Below are 17,816 nucleotides of genomic sequence, written 5' to 3'. Positions count from 1 at the left end.
TCCGGGGCCCTTCCCGTGCGCGCTACAGCTCGTAGACCGCGCCCGCGTGCGCCAGCTCCGACGGGCCGTCGTACACCGCCCGCGCGTCCGCCAGGTTCCGCTCGCCGTCGGTCCAGGGCGGGATGTGCGTGAGAACGAGCCGGCCCGCGCCCGCCCGGGCGGCGTGCGCCCCCGCCTCACGGCCGTTCAGGTGCAGGCCGGGGATGTCCTCCTTGCCGTACGTGAACGACGCCTCGCACAGGAACAGGTCGGCACCCACCGCGAGCGTGTCCAGCTCGTCGCACACGCCCGTGTCGCCCGAGTACGCGAGCGACTTCCCGCCGTGCTCGACCCGGATGCCGTACGCCTCCACCGGGTGGCAGACCTTCTCCGTGCGCACCCGGAAGGGACCGATGTCGAACGAACCGGACGTCAGCGTGTGGAAGTCGAACACCTCGCTCATCGACTTGTCGGAGGGCGTGTCCCCGTACGCCGTCGTCAGGCGCTGTTCGGCGCCGTCCGGCGCGTAGACGGGGATGGCGGGGCAGCGGCCGCCCTCGTGGCGGTAGTAACGCGCGACGAAGTAGCCGCACATGTCGATGCAGTGATCGGCGTGCAGGTGGCTGAGGAAGATCGCGTCGAGGTCGTACAGACCGATGTGGCGCTGCAGCTCGCCCAGGGCGCCATTGCCCATGTCGAGGAGCAGCCGGAAGCCGTCGGCCTCTACGAGGTAGCTCGAACAGGCCGATTCCGCGGACGGGAACGACCCCGAGCAGCCGACGACGGTGAGCTTCATGGAGCGTGAACCTCCGTGGAAGGGAGCCGGGCAGGCGCTGACAGGGGAGGTCGTGCGGTTTACCGAGCGTAAGGCGCGGCACGCCGGGTCGCTCCTCCGCAGTGGCCCCTTGTGGTCGAACTCACCCGCGCTGTCACCGGTTCGGGCGGGTAGCGTCCGGTCCATGGACACGTCGTGGTGGCCGGCGCTCGGCGCCGTCGTGGTGATCGCGCTGGTGGCGGCGGTGTCCGACGCGACCGGCCGCCGCCGGCCCGGGGGCCGCTCCGGGAGCCGGCCCGCGGGGCGTACGCGACCGCCGGCGCGGCCGGGCCGGGCGCCGAAGGCCCGGCCACGGCCGGGTGAGATCTGGTGGGCGGACGTGCCCTACGAGGACGGTCCCGGCTCGAAGGACCGGCCGTGCCTGGTCCTGGCGGTACGCGGGGACGCGGCGCTCGTCGCGAAGATCACCAGCCGGTACCGCGACGAGCGGCCGGGGGTGATCGCGCTGCGTCCCGGCGCGGTGGGCGACGCCCGTGGCCGGCCGAGCTTCCTGGAGACGGACGAGCTGCGGGATGTCCCGCTCTCCCGCTTCCGCCGTCGTGCGAGCCACGTCGACCCGCTGGTCTGGGACCGCGTGCGGCACCTCTCCGCCTGACGGGGGCTCCGCCCCCGGCTCCCCGGCGCGACCCTGGTGCGGGGCTCGGCCCCCCGGGGCGGGCCGGGTCAAGGGCACCGCCCCGGCCCGTCGTGCCCACCCGTCACGCCTTGCGGGACGCCTGCCCACGGCGGAAGGTCCCCGGACGACGGCCGGAACCGGGGTTGGGCCGAGGTGTCCGGGGCGAACGCCCCGCGCGGCGGGGCGTCAGGCCCAGAGCTGGCCCTGGAGGGCTTCGATGGCCTCTTCCGTGGTCGGGGCCGTGTAGACGCCCGTCGACAGGTACTTCCAGCCGCCGTCGGCGACGACGAACACGATGTCCGCGCTCTCGCCCGCCTTGACCGCCTTGTTGCCGACGCCGATCGCCGCGTGCAGCGCCGCGCCCGTGGAGACGCCCGCGAAGATGCCCTCCTGCTGGAGCAGCTCCCTGGTCCGGGTCACCGCGTCCGCCGAGCCGACCGAGAAGCGGGTCGTGAGGACGGAGGCGTCGTACAGCTCGGGGACGAAGCCCTCGTCGAGGTTCCGCAGCCCGTACACGAGGTCGTCGTACCGCGGCTCGGCGGCGACGATCTTCACGTCCGGCTTGTGCTCGCGCAGGTAGCGGCCGACGCCCATGAGCGTCCCCGTCGTCCCGAGACCGGCCACGAAGTGCGTGACGGACGGCAGGTCGGCCAGGATCTCCGGGCCCGTCGTCGCGTAGTGCGCGCCCGCGTTGCCGGGGTTGCCGTACTGGTAGAGCATCACCCAGTCGGGGTGCTCGGCGGACAGCTCCTTCGCGACCCGTACGGCCGTGTTGGAGCCGCCGGCCGCGGGGGACGAGATGATCTCGGCGCCCCACATGGCGAGCAGGTCCCGCCGCTCCTGGGAGGTGTTCTCGGGCAGCACGCACACGATGCGGTAGCCCTTGAGCCTGGCCGCCATCGCGAGCGAGATGCCGGTGTTGCCGCTGGTGGGCTCGAGGATGGTGCAGCCGGGGGTGAGCCGGCCGTCCTTCTCGGCCTGCTCGATCATGTGCAGGGCCGGGCGGTCCTTGATCGAGCCGGTCGGGTTGCGGTCCTCCAGCTTGGCCCAGACGCGCACGTCCTCCGAGGGGGACAGGCGCGGCAGCCGGACGAGCGGTGTGTTGCCGACCGCGGCGAGGGGCGAGTCGTAGCGCATCAGCGCATTCCGCCGGCCACGGCCGGGAGGATCGTGACGTTGTCGCCGTCCGACAGCTTGGTGTTGATGCCCTCCAGGAAGCGGACGTCCTCGTCGTTGAGGTAGACGTTCACGAAGCGGCGCAGCTCGCCGCCCTCGACGATGCGCTCCTGGATGCCGGCGTACCGGGTCTCGAGGTCGGCGAAGAGGTCGGCGAGGGTGTCTCCGCTGCCCTCGACGGCCTTGGCGCCGCCGGTGTGGGTGCGGAGGATGGTCGGGATGCGGACCTCGATGGCCATGGCGTGGGCTCCTGTCGGGAGGGCTGAGTCTGCGGGAAGGCGGGCCGTGGCTGCCTGCGCGCGCGGACGGGTGTGCGCACAGGTGCCAGGGGTGGTGCCGGGTCTGCCGGGTGGTGCCGTCGGTCGTACCGGGTGCTGGCGCTCAAACGGCGGCGCAGCGCGGACACATCGCGCTGGCGAGGCGGCACAGGTCGACGTGCAGCCGCGCCACGAGCAGCACGGTGCCCGGCGTCTGTTCGCTCACGTCGAGGGGAACCATGCGGTCATCGTATCGATTCCCGCTCCGCCATTCGGAGTGCGATCCCGCATCGTGGACGTTTTCCGACCGGCATGCGGGACGGGCGGTCAGTACGCCTCGACGACCTGGACCTCTTCCTCGGTGATCTCGCCGTCGACGATGCGGTACGAGCGGAACTGGAACGGTCCGGCGTCGTCGGTGTCCGCGGTCGAGACGAGCACGTAGTGGGCGCCGGGCTCGTTGGCGTACGAGACGTCGGTGCGCGACGGGTAGGCCTCGGTCGCGGTGTGCGAGTGGTAGATGACGACCGGCTCCTCGTCGCGGTCGTCCATCTCGCGGTAGAGCTTCAGCAGGTCGCCCGAGTCGAACTCGTAGAACGTGGGCGAGCGGGCGGCGTTGAGCATGGGGATGAAGCGCTCCGGGCGTCCGGAGCCGGCCGGGCCCGCGACCACGCCGCAGGCCTCGTCCGGGTGGTCCTCGCGCGCGTGCGCGACGATCTGGTCGTACAGAGCCCGTGTGATGGTCAGCATGCGCATCAGGATAAGCAAAGGGGCCCGCCCGTACCGAGTGATGGTACGGGCGGGCCCACATGCTGGACGGTTACCGCTTGAAGGCGGCGTTCTCCGGGTTCCGGGACTTCAGGACCAGGTAGGAGACGCCGAGCAGCAGGGCCCACAGCGGGGCGCAGTACAGGGAGACCCGCGCGCCCTCGTCGATGCCCATCATCACGATGACCATGCCGATGAAGAGCAGCGCGAACCAGCTGGTGAACGGCGCGCCGGGGGCCTTGAACTCCGACTCCGGGGCCTCGCCGCGCTTGACGGCGGCGCGGTAGCGGATCTGCGAGACCAGGATCATGACCCAGGCCCACATGCCGGAGATGGTCGCGAAGGAGACGACGTACTCGAAGGCCTTGCCGGGGGCGACGTAGTTGATCCACACGCCGACGAGCATCAGCGCCGCGGAGACGGTGGTGCCGATCAGCGGGGTGCCGGACTTCGTCAGCTTGGTGAAGACCCGCGGGCCCTGGCCGTTGAGCGCGAGGTCGCGCAGCATGCGGCCGGTGGAGTACATGCCCGAGTTGCAGGAGGAGAGGGCGGCGGTGAGCACCACGAAGTTCACGATCGCGGCGCCGATGCCGAGGCCCATCTCCTCGAACGCGGCGACGAACGGTGAGACGCCCGGCTGGAAGTGCGTCCACGGCACGACCGACAGGATCATGATCAGCGCGCCGACGTAGAAGACCGCGATGCGCCACGGGACGGTGTTGATGGCCTTGGGCAGGGTGACCTTCGGGTCCTTGGACTCGCCGGCGGTGACGCCGACCAGCTCGACCGCGAGGAAGGCGAACATCACGATCTGGAGGGTCATCAGCGTGCCGCCGACGCCCTTGGGGAAGAAGCCGCCCTCGGACCAGAGCATCGTCATGGACGCGGTGTCGGCGGCGTCGGAGAAGCCGATGGTGAGGATGCCGGCGCAGATCAGGATCATGCCGATGATGGCGGTGACCTTGATCATCGAGAACCAGAACTCCAGCTCGCCGAAGAGCTTCACGGAGATGAGGTTCGCGCCGTAGAGGATGACCGTGAAGACCAGGGCGGACACCCACTGGGGGATGTTCCACCAGTACGTCATGTACGTGGCGGCCGCGGTGACCTCGGTGATGCCGGTGACGACCCAGAAGAGCCAGTACGTCCAGCCGGTGACGAAGCCCGCGAAGGGGCCGATGAACTCGCGGGCGTACTCGGAGAAGGAACCCGAGACGGGGCGGTACATGAGCAGCTCGCCCAGCGCCCGCATGATGAAGAAGATGACGAGACCGGCGATGGCGTACGCCAGGATGAGGCTCGGTCCGGCCTTGGCGATGGCCTTGCCGGCGCCGAGGAAGAGCCCGGTGCCGATGGCTCCGCCGATCGCGATCATCTGGATCTGACGGGCTCCGAGGCCCCGCTGATAGCCCTCACCCGAACCGGATGCGGCCCCCGCGGCCCCACTGCCGTCGTGCTGCTCGTCGACCTGCACTGAGGTCATGGTTGTGCGCCTTTCTCCACGCCGATCCGCGTCGTTCGCAGTCGGACTGCGTATGACCGCGGATCAGGTCCTGATCCCCCCGGATATGGATGGAGTGCCGCCGGCGGTCCGCCGGCTTGAGCGCACCCGGGAGACAGGGGTGGCGTCCCCGGGCGATTCGAGAAGGTTTATCACGATCGCAACAGTGATCGAGACGTGCGGAAGTGACGCACGGCACAAAGAAAAGCAGACAAACAACGCTTACCGCCGCAAGGAAGGGCGGCCGGGTGATCCGATCGTTATGCGGATTTGAGCGTCCGCTGAGCGAACGGAGGTCACATGAGGGTCTCGACGAGCGTCTCCTGGAGCGCGCCCAGCCAGAGGTACGCCATGACCATCGGCTTGCGCGGGTCGGAGTCCGGCAGCCGGTACAGCGCCTCGCTCTCGTCGTCGTCCCTGACCTCAAGCCGGGTGCCGATGGTCAGCCGCAGGTCGTTGAGCGCGCCGAGCCAGTGCCGGGCCTCGTCGGCCGCCAGCTGCAGGACGGCGCCGCCCTCGCCCGCCACGTCGAGGGCGTCCAGGCTCCGTACGACGGCGAGGGCGTCCTCGCGCTTGCGGGCGCGCAGGTCGTTCTCCGTGTAGCGGCGGAACTCGGCGGAGGCGGCGCGCAGCTCGTCGTCGCCGTCCCCGTACGCGTCGGGGAACAGGCGGGCCAGCGCCGGGTCGGAGGGCGGCTCGCTGGGGCCCTCGCGGAAGAGTTCGGCCAGCGGGTCCTCGCCCTTGGGCGGTACGTCGCCGGGGCCGATCAGCTCCAGGAGCTGGACGGCCAGGGAGCGGAGGATGGAGATCTCGACCTCGTCGAGCGGGACGGCCGCGCCGCCGCCGGGCAGCGCCTCGAAGTGCCCGCTCATCAGCCGCGGTCCTGGGAGAGCGTCGCCCACAGCCCGTAGCCGTGCATGGCCTGCACGTCCCGCTCCATCTCCTCGCGGGTGCCACTGGAGACCACGGCCCGGCCCTTGTGGTGCACGTCCAGCATCAGTTTGTGCGCCTTGTCCTTGGAGTAGCCGAAGTACGCCTGGAAGACGTAGGTGACGTAGCTCATGAGGTTGACCGGGTCGTTGTGGACGATCGTCACCCAGGGCACGTCGGGTTCGGTGACGGCGAAACCCTCTTCGGCCGCTTCGGTGCGTTCGATCTCTACGGGAGCAACACTCACTCAGCCAATGCTGCCACTGAGGGTGGGCTGTCGCACAAACGGGTCGGAGAAATCGTCAAAGTGACGAGTATTCGGGGTAGCATCATCGTATGAATGCTGGGGATCTCGGGCTGCCGGTGGACGTGCCGTCCACCGCGCTCTTCACCGATCAGTACGAGCTGACGATGCTGCGGGCGGCCCTGCGGGGCGGCACGGCCGACCGGCGGTCGGTCTTCGAGGTGTTCACCCGGCGGCTGCCCGAGGGGCGGCGCTACGGGGTGGTCGCCGGCACCGGCCGCGTCCTGGACGCCGTGGAGAACTTCCGCTTCGACGCGGACGTCCTCGGCTTCCTGCGCGAGCGCGGAATCGTCGACGAGCCGACGCTGGAGTGGCTCGCGGACTACCGCTTCGGCGGCGACATCTGGGGCTACCCCGAGGGTGAGGTGTACTTCCCCGGCTCGCCGATCCTGCGGGTCGAGGGCACCTTCGCCGAGTGCGTGCTGCTGGAGACCGTCATCCTGTCGATCCTCAACCACGACTCGGCGATCGCCGCCGCCGCCTCCCGGATGTCCGCCGCGGCCGGCGACCGGCGCCTGATCGAGATGGGCGCCCGGCGCACCCACGAGCTGTCCGCCGTCGCCGCGGCCCGCGCCGCGTACGTGGGCGGTTTCTCCTCCACCTCCGACCTGGCGGCCGGCTTCCGCTACGGCATCCCGACGGTCGGCACCTCCGCGCACGCGTTCACCCTCCTCCACGACACCGAGCGGGACGCCTTCCGGGCGCAGGTGGAGTCGCTGGGCCGCGGTACGACGCTGCTCGTCGACACCTACGACGTGGCAGAGGCGGTGCGTACCGCCGTCGAGGTCGCCGGCACGGAGCTGGGCGCCGTGCGCATCGACTCCGGCGACCTGCTGCTGGTCGCGCACCGGGTCCGCCAGCAGCTGGACGAGCTGGGCGCGCGCGACACGAAGATCGTCGTGACGTCGGACCTGGACGAGTACGCGATCGCCTCGCTGGCGGCCGCTCCGGTGGACGCGTACGGCGTCGGGACGCAGCTGGTGACCGGCAGCGGGCACCCCACGTGCTCGATGGTCTACAAGCTCGTCGCCCGGGCCGAGTCGGCCGACCCCGGGGCGCCGCTGCGGTCGGTGGCCAAGAAGTCGCTGGGCGGCAAGGCGTCCGTGGGTGGCCGCAAGTGGGCGGCGCGGCGGGCCGACGCGGACGGGGTGGCCGAGGCGGAGGTCGTCGGCACCGGGCCGGTGCCGGCCGGGCTCGTGGACCGGCAGCTGCTGGTCGAGCTGGTCAAGGGCGGCGACGTGGTGGCGCGCGAGCCGCTGGACGCGGCCCGGGAGCGGCACATGGCGGCGCTGGCGGGGCTGCCGATGTCGGCGATCCAGCTGTCCCGGGGCGAGGCCGTCATCCCCACGGAGTACGTCTGACACCCCGCTGCGGCGGGAACGGCGGCGCCGGACGCCCCCTCCCGCCGGGCCGGGGGACTCTCTAGGCTCGTTCCCATCCCCGGAACCACGCTCGAACGCCCGACCGACCGCTCCCCCACCACCGAAGGACAACCGCCATGCACCGCGCACTGATCGTCGTCGACGTACAGAACGACTTCTGCGAAGGCGGCAGCCTCGCGGTGGCGGGGGGCGCGGACGTCGCCGCCGCCATCACGGACCTGGTCGGCGAGGCCGCCGGGGCCGTGTACCAGCACGTGGTGGCCACCCGCGACCACCACGTCGACCCGGGCGGCCACTTCTCCGAGCGGCCCGACTACGCCGACTCCTGGCCGAGGCACTGCGTGGCCGGTACGGAGGGGGTGGGCTTCCACCCGAACTTCGCGCCGGCGGTCGCGTCCGGCGCGATCGACGCGGTCTTCGACAAGGGGGCGTACGCGGCGGCGTACAGCGGCTTCGAGGGCACCGACGAGAACGACGTCCGGCTGGCCGACTGGCTCCGGGAGCGGGGGGTCACGGAGGTCGACGTGGTGGGCATCGCCACCGACCACTGCGTGCGCGCCACCGCGCTCGACGCGGCCCGCGAGGGCTTTCGCACCCAGGTGCTGCTCGACCTCACGGCCGGCGTCGCGGAGCACACCACGGAGCGGGCCCTGAGCGAGCTGCGCGCGGCGGGCGTCGAGCTGACCGGCAAGCCGGTCGTCTGACCGGGTCGGCTCCACGGCCGCGCCCCGGCCGGTGGGCGGGTGCTTGCCCGCCGGGGGTCGTGGCGGGGCCCCGGCCCGCTGGTGGGGTCAGGGGGTGGTCGGGGCGCCCCAGGGACGGGACCGGGGGAGCAGGGCGCGGATGGGGTGCCACAGCTCGGTGCGGGCCTCCGGGACCGTGCGCCAGAGCAGGCCGTCCGGGTGGTGCAGCACCGCGGTGATCTCGTCCGGCGTGGGCGGGTGGGTGTTCCCCCGCAGGTAGACCGCCCGCAGCCCGAGGTTACGCAGCCGGGTCAGGGCGCGGGCGCGGTTCGCGGCGTGGACCAGGACGCGGACCGTGGACCCGTCACCGACCGGGTTGGGCAGGCTGAGCGCGACCACGACCTTGCCTCCGGGCAGCTTGGTGAAACCTCCGCCGGGCATGCTGGACCACTCCCCCGTGAGATGGTGTGTCAATAAGAACGGGTCACCACGCACCTAAACAGAATCGGCCGCCGCCCGCTAGTGGGCGACGGCCGATCATGCTTTGACCTGCGACGATGCGTACTACTTCGCCGACGGGCCGACCTGGACCGTGATCGTCTGGCCGTTGGTCGGCTGCTTGACGATGGCGATCTTGGTGTTGGTGTCAGTTACCTTGACGCCCGCACGCGGGTTCGACTCGTACCAGTAGACGCCCTTGCGGTCGTCGAAGGCGGAGACACCGCGCAGCGACGGGACCTTCGCCTCGACACCCGCCTTGTGCAGGGTGAGCCCGGTCGTCCGGTAGAGGCTGAACGGCGAGTCGTAGGCCTGGATGCGGTTGCGCATCAGCGTGCCGTCGGCCCACTTCGTCGGGGTGGCGTGCGCGTCGACCGGCAGGATCAGGCCCTGGCCCGGGTGGACGGCGGTGTTGTTGTCCTTCTGGGAGGTGTCCCACTGCCAGACCAGCAGACCGGTCTGGTACGGGTAGTGCTCCACCCAGGAGTCCATCGGGGCCGCGAAGCCGAAGTTGTACGGGCCGACCTTGAGGGTCTTGTCGTACGAGACGTACTGGCGGTTCTCGGCGATGTAGTACTGCTCGTACTCGTTGGTGAAGGACTCACCGATCCGCGAGAAGCCCTTGGCGGTCCAGCCGTTGTCGTCGCCCTCGGCGTTGTCGGAGAAGACGGCCGCGCCGTCCGCCGTGAGGGTGATGGCGTCGGCCGTGAAGCCCTTGCCGCCCGCGCCGCCGTCCGTCTGGTAGCGGAAGCGGAGGTCGAACTTCTTGCCGGCGTACGCGTCCAGCGGGTACACCAGCTTCTGGTGGCCGCCGGAGACGTCCGTCAGGGACGGGGCGCCACTGGCGTCGACCGGGATGGCCTTGCCGTTGGCCGTGCCCGCCAGCGCGGTCCACTGCTTGCCGCCGTCGGTCGACACCTCGGTGTAGAGGTAGTCGTAGTCCTTCTCGATGTCCCACCAGCCGTCGAGCGTCAGCTCGGCCTTGGACTTGCCGGTGAGGTCGACGGACCGGGTGAGGGTGTTCTTGAGGTCGTCACCCATGTCGCTCCACCACTGCCTGGAGCCCTCGGAGGGCTTCACGACCGCGGTGGAGACCTTCTTCTTCGGCAGCTCGACGACGAGCGCCTGGGGGTTCTTGGTGTTGTACTCCGCGACGCCCAGCGTGTGCTTGGACTTGGTCGCCGCCTTGGCCTTCTCGTAGTTGAGCCAGCCCAGCTGGAGCTTGTCCCAGGCGGTCATGTCGCCCGGCAGGTCGCCGATCTCGTTCTTGCCCGTGCCCAGCCAGGAGCCGGACGACATCAGGGACCAGAAGCCGGTCGAGTTCTCCGCGCCGGCCCGGCCGGAGGTGTCGTACAGGTCCGGCAGGCCCAGGTCGTGGCCGTACTCGTGGGCGAAGACGCCGAGGCCGCCGTTCTCCGGCTGCATCGTGTAGTCGCCGACCCAGATGCCGGTGTCGCCGATCTGCGTACCGCCGGCCTTGTTCTGCGCCGGGCCGGTCTTGCCGGCGTCGGTGCCGTACGCGTACCAGCGGTGGGCCCACAGCGCGTCGCTGCCCTGGGCGCCGCCGCCCGCGGACTCGTCCTCACCGGCGTGGACGATCTGGAAGTGGTCGATGTAGCCGTCGGCCTCGTTGAAGTTGCCGTCGGCGTCGAAGTCGTAGCGGTCCCACTGGTCGTACTGGGCCAGCTGCGCCTTGATCTCGGCGTCGGTCTTGCCGGCCGCCTTCTGCTGCGCGGTCCACGCGGTCACGCCGTCGCGGACGGCGTCCCACACGTTGGCGCAGTTGCTGCTGCCGCAGTAGTTGGAGCCGTAGCGGGCCTCGTTGTACTCGACCTTGACCCAGTCGGAGACCGCGCCGTCGACCGAGTAGCGGCCGGAGGAGGTCTTCTCGTAGTAGGTCTTCAGGGACTGCTTCTGCTGACCGGTCTTCTTGTCCTTGCCGGTGCCGAAGTACAGGTCCTGGAAGTGCTGCTGGTTGTAGTCCTTCTGCCAGGCCGTCGAGTTGTCCTTCGAACGGTCCGGCTCGGCTATCGCGTTGTGCAGCGGACCGGGCGTGCCGCCGAACTTCGGCTTGAGCGTGGTGTCGTCACCGTCGTCCGCGCGGTCGACGAGCGTGGTGTTGTCGACCTTGTCGCCGAACTCGACGAGGATCGTGAAGATCTTGTCGGTCTTCTCGCGGCCCAGCTCGACGTACTTCTTGTCGTCGAGCTTGACGACCTTGGAGGCACCCCTGCGCTCCACCTTGAGGTCGCCGGCCAGCACCTGCTCCAGCGCCGCTTCGCGCGCCTGGGCCTGCTGCTTGCTGAACGGTCCGTCGAGGTCGTGGTCGACCTTGGCGGCGTGGTCGTGCCCGGGGGCACCGTGCGCGTCGTGCGCGCCCGGTGCCGGGTCATGGCGCTCGATGCCGTTGGTGGGGCGGTTGTCGGCCTGAGCCGTCGTGAAGGCCGAGGCCGTCGCGGCGGTGGCGGCCAGCGCCACGATCACCGCGGAGGCCCTGAAAGCCCGTCGTCTGCTGGTCACTTGATCTTGTCCTCCCCGCGCCCGCGAACCGCGGATGGGGGGTTGATGTCGTATCCGCGTGCGGTGTCGCGCCACAAGTGACGACATTCGACCGGAGAATGACGCGAAAAGACAGACCTTGACTTGGACAGGCCAAGTGCTCTATGTGAACAACCGGATCCGCAATGCGAACAGCGGCCCCGGCCCCCAGCCGGCGGGAAACCGCCTGGTCACCCGGCCGACGGGCCCACTTCCACGGTGACCGACGAGCCGTTCGGCGGCTGGTCCGCGATGGTGATCCGGGTATTGGTGTCCATGGTCCGCACCCCGCCGAACTGGTTCTCGTCGTACCAGTACACGCCCTTGTGGTCATCGAAGGCGGGATTACCCGGATGCGGGCCGATCTGCTGAGGAACACCCCTTTTATGGAGGGTGAATCCGGGCACCGGGTACCGGCTGAACGCCGCGTCGTAGGGAGTGATCTTGTTGGACATCAGCGTGCCGTCCGCCCACGTCATGGGCCGGGGGTGGGCGTCCACCGGCAGCAGCAGCCCCTGGCCCGGGTGGTCGGTGACGTTGTTGTCGCGCTGTGAGGTGTCCCACTGCCAGATCATCAGACCCGGCCGGTAGGCGTAGTGCTCCACCCAGCTGTCCCGGGGCTTCGGGAAGCCGAAGTGGTACGGGCCCGTCTCCAGCGTCCTGTCGTACGAGACGTACTGCCGGTTCTCCGCGATGTAGTACTGGGGGTAGTCACCGGTGACCGCCTCACCCACCCGCGCGAACCCACGCGCCGTCCAGCCGGCACCGGTCCGCGCCTCGGCGTCGTCCGCGAACACCGTGACACCGTCGGCCCGCACCGCGATGTTGTCCGCCGTGAAGCCCTTGCCGGCCACACCGCCGTCCGTCTTGTAGCGGAACCGCAGGACGATCCGCTTCCCCGCGTACGCGTCCAGGGGATAGACCAGCTTCCGGTGCGTCTCCGACACCCCGGTGAGGGCCGGCTTGTCGCCGCCGTCCCTGGTGATCGCCTCGCCGTCCGCCGTGCCGTCGACCGCCTTCCAGCTCTCCCCGCCGTCCGTGGATACCTGCGTGTACAGGTAGTCGTAGTCCTTCTCGATGTCCCACCAGCCGTCGAGCGTCAGCTCGGCCCTGCTCCTGCCGGTGAGGTCCACCGTCCGGGACAGCGTGTGCGACAGGCTGTCGCCGTGGTCGCTCCACCACTGCCCCGCTCCCCCGGCCGGCTTCACCACCGGCGTGGTCACCGACTTCTCCGGCAGCTCGACGACCAGGGCCTGCGGCAGCTCGGTGTTGTACGCCGAGACGCCCAGCGTGTGCCTGGACTCCGTCGCCGCCCTGCCCTTCTCGTAGTTGAGCCAGCCCAGCTGGAGCTTGTCCCACGCCGTCATGTCGCCCGGCAGGTCACCGATCGCCTCCTCGCCCCTGCCGAGCCACGAACCGGACGACATCAGCGACCAGAAGCCGACCGAGTTCTCGACGCCCGCCACGTTGTTGGTGTCGTACAGGTCCGGCAGGCCCAGGTCGTGGGCGTACTCGTGGGCGAAGACCCCCAGCCCGCCGTTCTCCGGCTGCATCGTGTAGTCGCCCACCCAGACGCCGGTGTCGCCGATGGCCACACCCCCCGCCTTGAACCCGGCCGGTCCGGTGTCCCCGTCGTCCCTGCTGTACGCGTACCCCCGGTGCGCCCACAGCGCGTCCGGCCCCTGGGCGCCGCCGCCCGCGGAGCCGTCCACGCCCGCGTGCACGATCTGGAAGTGGTCGATGTAGCCGTCCGGCTCGTTGAAGTTCCCGTCGTTGTCGTGGTCCGTGCGGTCCCACTCGTCGAACCGCGCCACCTGCTCCCTGATCCGGTCGGCCGTCCTGCCCCTGGCCCTCTGGTCGGCGACCCAGGCGGCCACCCCGTCGGAGACCAGGTCCTCGACGTTCGGGCAGTTGTTGCCGCCGCAGTAGTTCGAGCCGTACCGGGCCTCGTTGTACTCGACCCGCACCCAGTCCGAGACCTCGCCCTCCACCGAATAGCGGCCGGAGGAGGTCTTCTCGTAGTACGTCTTCAGCGACTCCACCCCGTCGCCCCCACCGAAGTACAGCCGCCGGTAGTGCTCGCGGTCGTAGTCGGCGCGCCAGTCGGTCGAGTTGTCGCTTCCGCGGTCCGGCTCGGGGATCCGGTTGTGCAGCGGCCCCGGCGTGCCGCCGTACTTGACGACCGGCGGCCTCGGGCCGCCCGGCCCGTCCGGGTCGTACATCGTGGAGTCGTCGACCTTGTCACCGAACTCCACCAGGATCGTGAAGATCTTGTCCGTGCGTTCCCGCCCCAGTTCCACGAACTTGCGGTCGCCGAGCTTCACGACCTTGGAGCCGCCGCGCCGCTCGACCTTCGCCCGCCCGCTCAGCACCCGCTCCAGCGCCACCTGCCGCTGCTGGCGCTGCCGGGCGCTGAAGGGTCCGTCGATGACGTGCCCGTCGTGCTTCCCCTCGGCGGTGCCGTGCGCGGCGTCGTCGTGCACGGGCGCGGTGGTGGAGGGGGCCGCCGATGCGGTGGTCGTGGCAGCGGTGGCGGTCGTGGCCAGGGTGGCGAGTACGGCCAGGGCGCTCAACACGGCTCTGATGTACGTCACTTGATACGGGCCTCCCCTGCGTATCGCGTCAACGGGCGCCGACTTCAGGCCATATGGCATAGGCCGTGATGCTGTGCGCCCCCCACGCCCCGGTACCGTGGGTTAGGTCACGCTTACTACCGGTTCCTCTCGGGCATCCACCGTCGTAGAGTCAAAAGTCAGTGCGACCGAGTTGCGTGATCCCCATCCGGTGCTCCAGCTTCGAGGACGGAACCCGCCATGCCGCGTCCGACCGCCGCACAGCTCGCCTACGGTTCGGCCACCGTCGTCTTCGCGACCGTCGCCATGCTGCTGCTGTCCCGCACCACCACCGGACTGGGTGTCGCACTGATCGGGGCGGCCGCGCTCGCGCTCGGCCTCCTGGTCGCGATGACCCTGCCGGCGCCCGCCGCACGGCGCGCGGCGTACGACCCGGCGACCCGGCCGCCGGTCCCGGCCGAGCGCAGGGAGCACTCACTGCGTCGTTGACACGACGACGGTCTTGGCCGCCTTGTCGTGCAGGCCCTGCTTGTACGGCTTGTCGACCAGGATGAGGATGAGCAGCAGCAGTGGCCACAGACAGGCGCAGCAGATCAGCGCGGGCAGCCACAGCACGACCGCCCGGGTCAGCGCGGCGTTGGTGTTCGGCACGCTGCCGTCGTTGAGCATCGCCACCCGCATGCCCAGCAGCCGCTTGCCGATCGTCTGGCCTTGCCGCTTGGTGGTCATGAGGGTGTCGTAGGCGACGTACGCCACGATCGTGATGAGCTGGAAGACCCACTGCCCGCCGTCGTTGGTCTGCCACACGTCCGCCACGTCGGTCCGGTCGGACACCCTGGCGTAGATGTCGAACGGAATGCCGATGAGTGCCAGGGGCACCACGATGATGACCCAGTCGATGAGCCGGGCCAGCACACGCCGGCCCGAGTCGGCCAGCGGCGGCATCCCCGCGAGCGGGTCGGCCCCGCCGTAGCCGTAGGGCCCACCGCCGTACGGCCCGCCGCCGGGACCCCCGCCGTAGGGACCCCCGCCGGGGCCGCCGTCGTACGGCCCTCCGCCGCCGTACGGCCCCTGTCCGCCGTAGGGACCGCCACCGCCCTGGGGCGGCGGCGCGGACGGCGGCTGGGAGCCGTCGTCCTGCGGCTTCTTGCGGAACGGGTCGTCCTCGGGGGGCTGCTCACCGGGCGCCGGCGGTTCGTTGCTCATATGGGCAGTGCATCCCGGCCGGCGGGCCCCCGCAAACGATCACCGGCCGTTCGGGCTACCCGCTACCTCCCGGCGACGAACGTGTGGGCGGCCTTGTCGTGCCAGCACTGGCGCCAGGGACGGTCGAACAGGCACCACAGGACGTTGACCACGCCGACCACCAGGATGCCCAGCACCCCGTAGACCAGCCAGCGGCGCAGCGCGGCACCGAACGGCGGAGGCTCGTGCGACTCGATGTCCCGCACGTCCAGGCCCAGCAGCTTCTTGCCGAACGTACGGCCCCACTTGGCGGTCGGCAGCGCCTCGTACAGCACGCCCAGCACCAGCAGCGCGGCGAGGGCGATGCCGAAGTACGTGGAGGTGGTGCCGTCCACGAGCCAGACGGTGACCGTCTCGCCCGACTGCTTGGCCTGCTGGATCTTGCCGTCGATGTGGTCGAGCGCCTTGGAGACGAACGGGACGGCGACGGCCCCGACGGCCGCCCCGAGGACCAGGGTGTCGATCAGCCGGGCCGCGAACCGCCTGCCGAGCGCGGCCGGGCGGGCGGCGGCCTGGGCCTGCGCGGCCGCCAGGAACGGGTCCTCGACCGGCGGCTTCCACGGCAGGACGGGCTGCTGGGAGTGCGGCTGGGGCTGTGCCTGGGCCGGCGCCTGTGCCTCCGGCCGGGCCAGCTGGTGCACCTGCTGCGCCCAGGACGCGGCACCGCCGCCCGGGCCGTCGGTGACGGGAGCGGCGGGGGTGGCAGCCGGGGCGGGGGCGGGAGCCGGGGCGGGCAAGGGGCCCGCGGCGGGCGCCGGCTGCGGGGCTGCGGACGCCGGCTGCGGGGCTGCGGGCGCCGGCTGCGGGGCCTGGGCGGCCGGCAGGGGCTGCGGCAGCGGCTGGGGTTGCTGCGGCCGCGCGGGGGCCGGCGGGGTGCGCGGCACGCCGGGGGCGAGGGCCCGGATGGTCATGGTGCCGTCGGCGGGCCCCTCAGGACGGGGCTGCGGGCGAGACCCGACCGCGCGGATGGTGACCGTGCCCTCCGGGGCCGCCTGCGCGGGCTCCGGCTCCACGTTGCGGACGCCGGGCAGCGCGCCGCCGGTCGGGTCGGCGGCCGGGCGGCGCGGGTCCTGGCCGGCCTCGGCCCCCCAGGAGACCCGGTGGTCGCGGTCACCGCCGAACCCGGTCTGGCGGGAGGCGTCCGCCTGCCAGACGGACGCGGGCTCGGGCTCGGGCTCCGGACAGCCGTCGGGGCCCGGTTCCTCCTCGTCGAAGAAGACCGGCCCGGTCTCCTCCACCGACGGCGTCGGCGCCGGAGCGGGGACGGACGCCACCGGGGCCTGCGGCGTCGCCTCGCCGTCCTTGGGCGCGGGGCGGCTCGTCCCCGGCACCCACGCGGCACCGTTCCAGAACCGGATGTATCCCGGAATGGACGGGTCGGGGTAGTAGCCGGGCGTGGGGCTGCCGTCGCCGGTTGCCGGGGTTGGGGCGCTCATCACCGTGGTCCCGTATCTCCTCGAGGCCTCAATTCAAGGCACCACATCTACCAGACCGCCGGGCGCCCCCGAACCGGTCCGCCCACAACGACCACGTACCGGTCACACCTGTGTTACGGGAAAGCGGGCGGAATTCGCTGCCGGAAGTCGCGTAATGACGGGCCCGGAAGCGCCTCTCACCGGTGTGGCCCGCCCAGGGGCCCGACCGGAGAGAAGGGAACCGTCCCATGCAGCACACCGTCGTCGAACGCGACCTGGAACTCGCCCTGGTGCTGTCGCCCGAGCGCAGCGTCCCCGTCCCCGCCCGGCTGCTCTACCGCACGGACGATCCGTACGCCGTGCACATCGTCTTCCACGTCGGCTCCGGGCACCCCGTGCACTGGACCTTCGCGCGCGAGTTGCTGGTCGAAGGGGTCTTCCGGCCCTGCGGCCACGGTGACGTACGGATCTGGCCGACGACGCTCGACGAGCGGCCCGTGGTGCTGCTGGCGCTGTCCTCGCCGGACGGCGAGGCGCTGCTGGAGGCGCCGGCCGATCAGGTGTCGGCGTGGCTGGAGCTCACCCTGCGCATGGTGCCGCCCGGCGCGGAGCCGGAGCAGCTCGGCCTGGACGACGGGCTGGCCGAACTGCTCGCGTGACGGTCCGGTCAGTCCGTCACGTACGTGTGCGTGATGAATTCGATCGAGTGGCCGTCCGGGTCGTCGATGTAGACACCGCGACCGCCGTGGTGGTGGTTGATCCGCTGCGGCTCGTGGTGGTGCGGGTCCGCCCAGTACCGCAGCCCGCGCTCCTGGATCCGGGCGAAGATCGCGTCGAACTCGTCCTCCGGCACGAGGAAGGCGAGGTGCTGCGGGACGATCCCGGGCGCGTCGTCGTCGATGTAGTCGAGGGTGACACCGCCCTCCAGCGGGACGCTCGCGAAGGCGCCGAAGGGCTTGGGGTCGGGCGCGTCGATCAGTTCGGTCAGGAAGCGGGCGGCGGCGAACCGGTCGCGGCTGCGGACGATGGTGTGGTCAAGGCGTGCGGGCACGGCTCCTCCTTCGTCGGTTCCCTCACGCTAGGCGGACGGGCGCGCCCGGACCATCGGGCATGAGG

19 protein-coding genes are annotated in these 17,816 nt (G+C 71.0%); 5 read left to right on the top strand and 14 right to left on the bottom strand.

Annotated features, from left to right (window positions below; translation table 11 throughout):
• Positions 1-22: 22 nt before the first annotated feature.
• A complete protein-coding gene (locus AC07DW_RS19080; RefSeq protein ID WP_478858813.1) occupies positions 23-775 on the bottom strand; it encodes an MBL fold metallo-hydrolase in 753 nt (250 codons plus the stop codon).
• A 163-nt stretch (positions 776-938) separates the two neighbouring features.
• Between AC07DW_RS19080 and AC07DW_RS19075 the strand changes: the two genes are divergently transcribed.
• A complete protein-coding gene (locus AC07DW_RS19075; protein WP_478858812.1) occupies positions 939-1,409 on the top strand; it encodes a type II toxin-antitoxin system PemK/MazF family toxin in 471 nt (156 codons plus the stop codon).
• Between the two features lie 207 nt (positions 1,410-1,616).
• On the opposite strand, the gene AC07DW_RS19070 is transcribed toward AC07DW_RS19075, so the two are convergent.
• The 7 genes from AC07DW_RS19070 to clpS all read right to left on the bottom strand — a co-directional run bounded on the left by AC07DW_RS19070 (position 1,617) and on the right by clpS (position 6,309).
• Positions 1,617-2,567, bottom strand: a complete 951-nt coding sequence (locus tag AC07DW_RS19070) for a PLP-dependent cysteine synthase family protein (RefSeq protein WP_478858811.1) — start codon at positions 2,565-2,567, stop codon at positions 1,617-1,619.
• Positions 2,567-2,845 carry a MoaD family protein gene (locus AC07DW_RS19065; RefSeq protein WP_351808886.1) on the bottom strand — a complete coding sequence of 93 codons (279 nt, stop codon included), beginning with the start codon at positions 2,843-2,845 and terminating at the stop codon, positions 2,567-2,569. The genes AC07DW_RS19070 and AC07DW_RS19065 overlap by 1 nt, the downstream gene beginning before the upstream one ends.
• Positions 2,846-2,987: 142 nt before the next feature.
• Entirely contained in the window at positions 2,988-3,104 is a 117-nt protein-coding gene (locus AC07DW_RS19060) for a putative leader peptide (RefSeq protein WP_478858810.1), read from the bottom strand.
• A gap of 86 nt (positions 3,105-3,190) precedes the next feature.
• Positions 3,191-3,613, bottom strand: a complete 423-nt coding sequence (locus AC07DW_RS19055; protein WP_469240015.1) for a M67 family metallopeptidase — start codon at positions 3,611-3,613, stop codon at positions 3,191-3,193.
• A 70-nt stretch (positions 3,614-3,683) separates the two neighbouring features.
• A complete protein-coding gene (locus AC07DW_RS19050; RefSeq protein WP_478858809.1) occupies positions 3,684-5,114 on the bottom strand; it encodes an amino acid permease in 1,431 nt (476 codons plus the stop codon).
• A gap of 314 nt (positions 5,115-5,428) precedes the next feature.
• Positions 5,429-6,004 carry a DUF2017 domain-containing protein gene (locus tag AC07DW_RS19045; RefSeq protein WP_478858808.1) on the bottom strand — a complete coding sequence of 192 codons (576 nt, stop codon included), beginning with the start codon at positions 6,002-6,004 and terminating at the stop codon, positions 5,429-5,431.
• Positions 6,004-6,309, bottom strand: a complete 306-nt coding sequence (clpS, locus tag AC07DW_RS19040) for an ATP-dependent Clp protease adapter ClpS (RefSeq protein ID WP_189554475.1) — start codon at positions 6,307-6,309, stop codon at positions 6,004-6,006. Before clpS ends, AC07DW_RS19045 begins: the two co-directional genes overlap by 1 nt.
• An 89-nt stretch (positions 6,310-6,398) precedes the next feature.
• On the opposite strand from clpS, the gene AC07DW_RS19035 reads away from it, so the two are divergent.
• On the top strand, positions 6,399-7,727 hold the full coding sequence (locus AC07DW_RS19035; protein ID WP_478858807.1) for a nicotinate phosphoribosyltransferase: 1,329 nt from the start codon (positions 6,399-6,401) through the stop codon (positions 7,725-7,727).
• 137 nt (positions 7,728-7,864) lie between these two features.
• Complete coding sequence (locus AC07DW_RS19030) at positions 7,865-8,452, top strand: isochorismatase family protein (protein WP_478858806.1); 588 nt, start codon at positions 7,865-7,867, stop codon at positions 8,450-8,452.
• Positions 8,453-8,539: 87 nt separating this feature from the next.
• On the opposite strand, the gene AC07DW_RS19025 is transcribed toward AC07DW_RS19030, so the two are convergent.
• From AC07DW_RS19025 to AC07DW_RS19015, 3 genes are all read right to left on the bottom strand, one after another.
• Positions 8,540-8,872 carry a hypothetical protein gene (locus AC07DW_RS19025; protein ID WP_478858805.1) on the bottom strand — a complete coding sequence of 111 codons (333 nt, stop codon included), beginning with the start codon at positions 8,870-8,872 and terminating at the stop codon, positions 8,540-8,542.
• A gap of 123 nt (positions 8,873-8,995) precedes the next feature.
• Positions 8,996-11,449, bottom strand: a complete 2,454-nt coding sequence (locus AC07DW_RS19020) for an immune inhibitor A domain-containing protein (RefSeq protein WP_478858804.1) — start codon at positions 11,447-11,449, stop codon at positions 8,996-8,998.
• Positions 11,450-11,658: 209 nt separating this feature from the next.
• Positions 11,659-14,061, bottom strand: coding sequence for an immune inhibitor A domain-containing protein (locus AC07DW_RS19015; RefSeq protein ID WP_478858803.1), 2,403 nt, complete (start codon positions 14,059-14,061; stop codon positions 11,659-11,661).
• A gap of 219 nt (positions 14,062-14,280) precedes the next feature.
• Between AC07DW_RS19015 and AC07DW_RS19010 the strand changes: the two genes are divergently transcribed.
• On the top strand, positions 14,281-14,529 hold the full coding sequence (locus tag AC07DW_RS19010; protein WP_478858802.1) for a hypothetical protein: 249 nt from the start codon (positions 14,281-14,283) through the stop codon (positions 14,527-14,529).
• Here the strand turns inward: AC07DW_RS19010 and AC07DW_RS19005 are convergent.
• Both AC07DW_RS19005 and AC07DW_RS19000 read right to left on the bottom strand, forming a co-directional pair.
• On the bottom strand, positions 14,515-15,246 hold the full coding sequence (locus AC07DW_RS19005; protein WP_478858801.1) for an RDD family protein: 732 nt from the start codon (positions 15,244-15,246) through the stop codon (positions 14,515-14,517). The two genes, AC07DW_RS19010 and AC07DW_RS19005, sit on opposite strands and share 15 nt — an antisense overlap.
• Before the next feature lie 62 nt (positions 15,247-15,308).
• On the bottom strand, positions 15,309-16,721 hold the full coding sequence (locus AC07DW_RS19000; RefSeq protein ID WP_478858800.1) for an RDD family protein: 1,413 nt from the start codon (positions 16,719-16,721) through the stop codon (positions 15,309-15,311).
• Between the two features lie 227 nt (positions 16,722-16,948).
• Here AC07DW_RS19000 and AC07DW_RS18995 point away from each other — a divergent pair, with 227 nt between their 5' ends.
• Positions 16,949-17,359 (top strand): SsgA family sporulation/cell division regulator, encoded by a 411-nt coding sequence (locus AC07DW_RS18995; RefSeq protein WP_478858799.1) that lies wholly within the window; start codon positions 16,949-16,951, stop codon positions 17,357-17,359.
• 8 nt (positions 17,360-17,367) lie between these two features.
• Here the strand turns inward: AC07DW_RS18995 and AC07DW_RS18990 are convergent, their stop codons facing one another.
• A complete protein-coding gene (locus tag AC07DW_RS18990) occupies positions 17,368-17,751 on the bottom strand; it encodes a VOC family protein (RefSeq protein WP_478858798.1) in 384 nt (127 codons plus the stop codon).
• Positions 17,752-17,816: the final 65 nt, after the last annotated feature.

The organism is Streptomyces sp. NPDC045701 (assembly GCF_056432045.1).
Note: the sequence above shows the minus strand (reverse complement) of the source record. Positions and strands in the feature narration are given on the sequence as shown.

Bases quoted from the DNA above. Each gene is read 5' to 3' on its own strand.
- AC07DW_RS19080 (WP_478858813.1), bottom strand. From the start codon at position 775: ATGAAGCTCACCGTCGTCGGCTGCTCGGGGTCGTTCCCGTCCGCGGAA.
- AC07DW_RS19075 (WP_478858812.1), top strand. From the start codon at position 939: ATGGACACGTCGTGGTGGCCGGCGCTCGGCGCCGTCGTGGTGATCGCG.
- AC07DW_RS19070 (WP_478858811.1), bottom strand. From the start codon at position 2,567: ATGCGCTACGACTCGCCCCTCGCCGCGGTCGGCAACACACCGCTCGTC.
- AC07DW_RS19065 (WP_351808886.1), bottom strand. From the start codon at position 2,845: ATGGCCATCGAGGTCCGCATCCCGACCATCCTCCGCACCCACACCGGC.
- AC07DW_RS19060 (WP_478858810.1), bottom strand. From the start codon at position 3,104: ATGGTTCCCCTCGACGTGAGCGAACAGACGCCGGGCACCGTGCTGCTC.
- AC07DW_RS19055 (WP_469240015.1), bottom strand. From the start codon at position 3,613: ATGCTGACCATCACACGGGCTCTGTACGACCAGATCGTCGCGCACGCG.
- AC07DW_RS19050 (WP_478858809.1), bottom strand. From the start codon at position 5,114: ATGACCTCAGTGCAGGTCGACGAGCAGCACGACGGCAGTGGGGCCGCG.
- AC07DW_RS19045 (WP_478858808.1), bottom strand. From the start codon at position 6,004: ATGAGCGGGCACTTCGAGGCGCTGCCCGGCGGCGGCGCGGCCGTCCCG.
- AC07DW_RS19035 (WP_478858807.1), top strand. From the start codon at position 6,399: ATGAATGCTGGGGATCTCGGGCTGCCGGTGGACGTGCCGTCCACCGCG.
- AC07DW_RS19030 (WP_478858806.1), top strand. From the start codon at position 7,865: ATGCACCGCGCACTGATCGTCGTCGACGTACAGAACGACTTCTGCGAA.
- AC07DW_RS19025 (WP_478858805.1), bottom strand. From the start codon at position 8,872: ATGCCCGGCGGAGGTTTCACCAAGCTGCCCGGAGGCAAGGTCGTGGTC.
- AC07DW_RS19010 (WP_478858802.1), top strand. From the start codon at position 14,281: ATGCCGCGTCCGACCGCCGCACAGCTCGCCTACGGTTCGGCCACCGTC.
- AC07DW_RS19005 (WP_478858801.1), bottom strand. From the start codon at position 15,246: ATGAGCAACGAACCGCCGGCGCCCGGTGAGCAGCCCCCCGAGGACGAC.
- AC07DW_RS19000 (WP_478858800.1), bottom strand. From the start codon at position 16,721: ATGAGCGCCCCAACCCCGGCAACCGGCGACGGCAGCCCCACGCCCGGC.
- AC07DW_RS18995 (WP_478858799.1), top strand. From the start codon at position 16,949: ATGCAGCACACCGTCGTCGAACGCGACCTGGAACTCGCCCTGGTGCTG.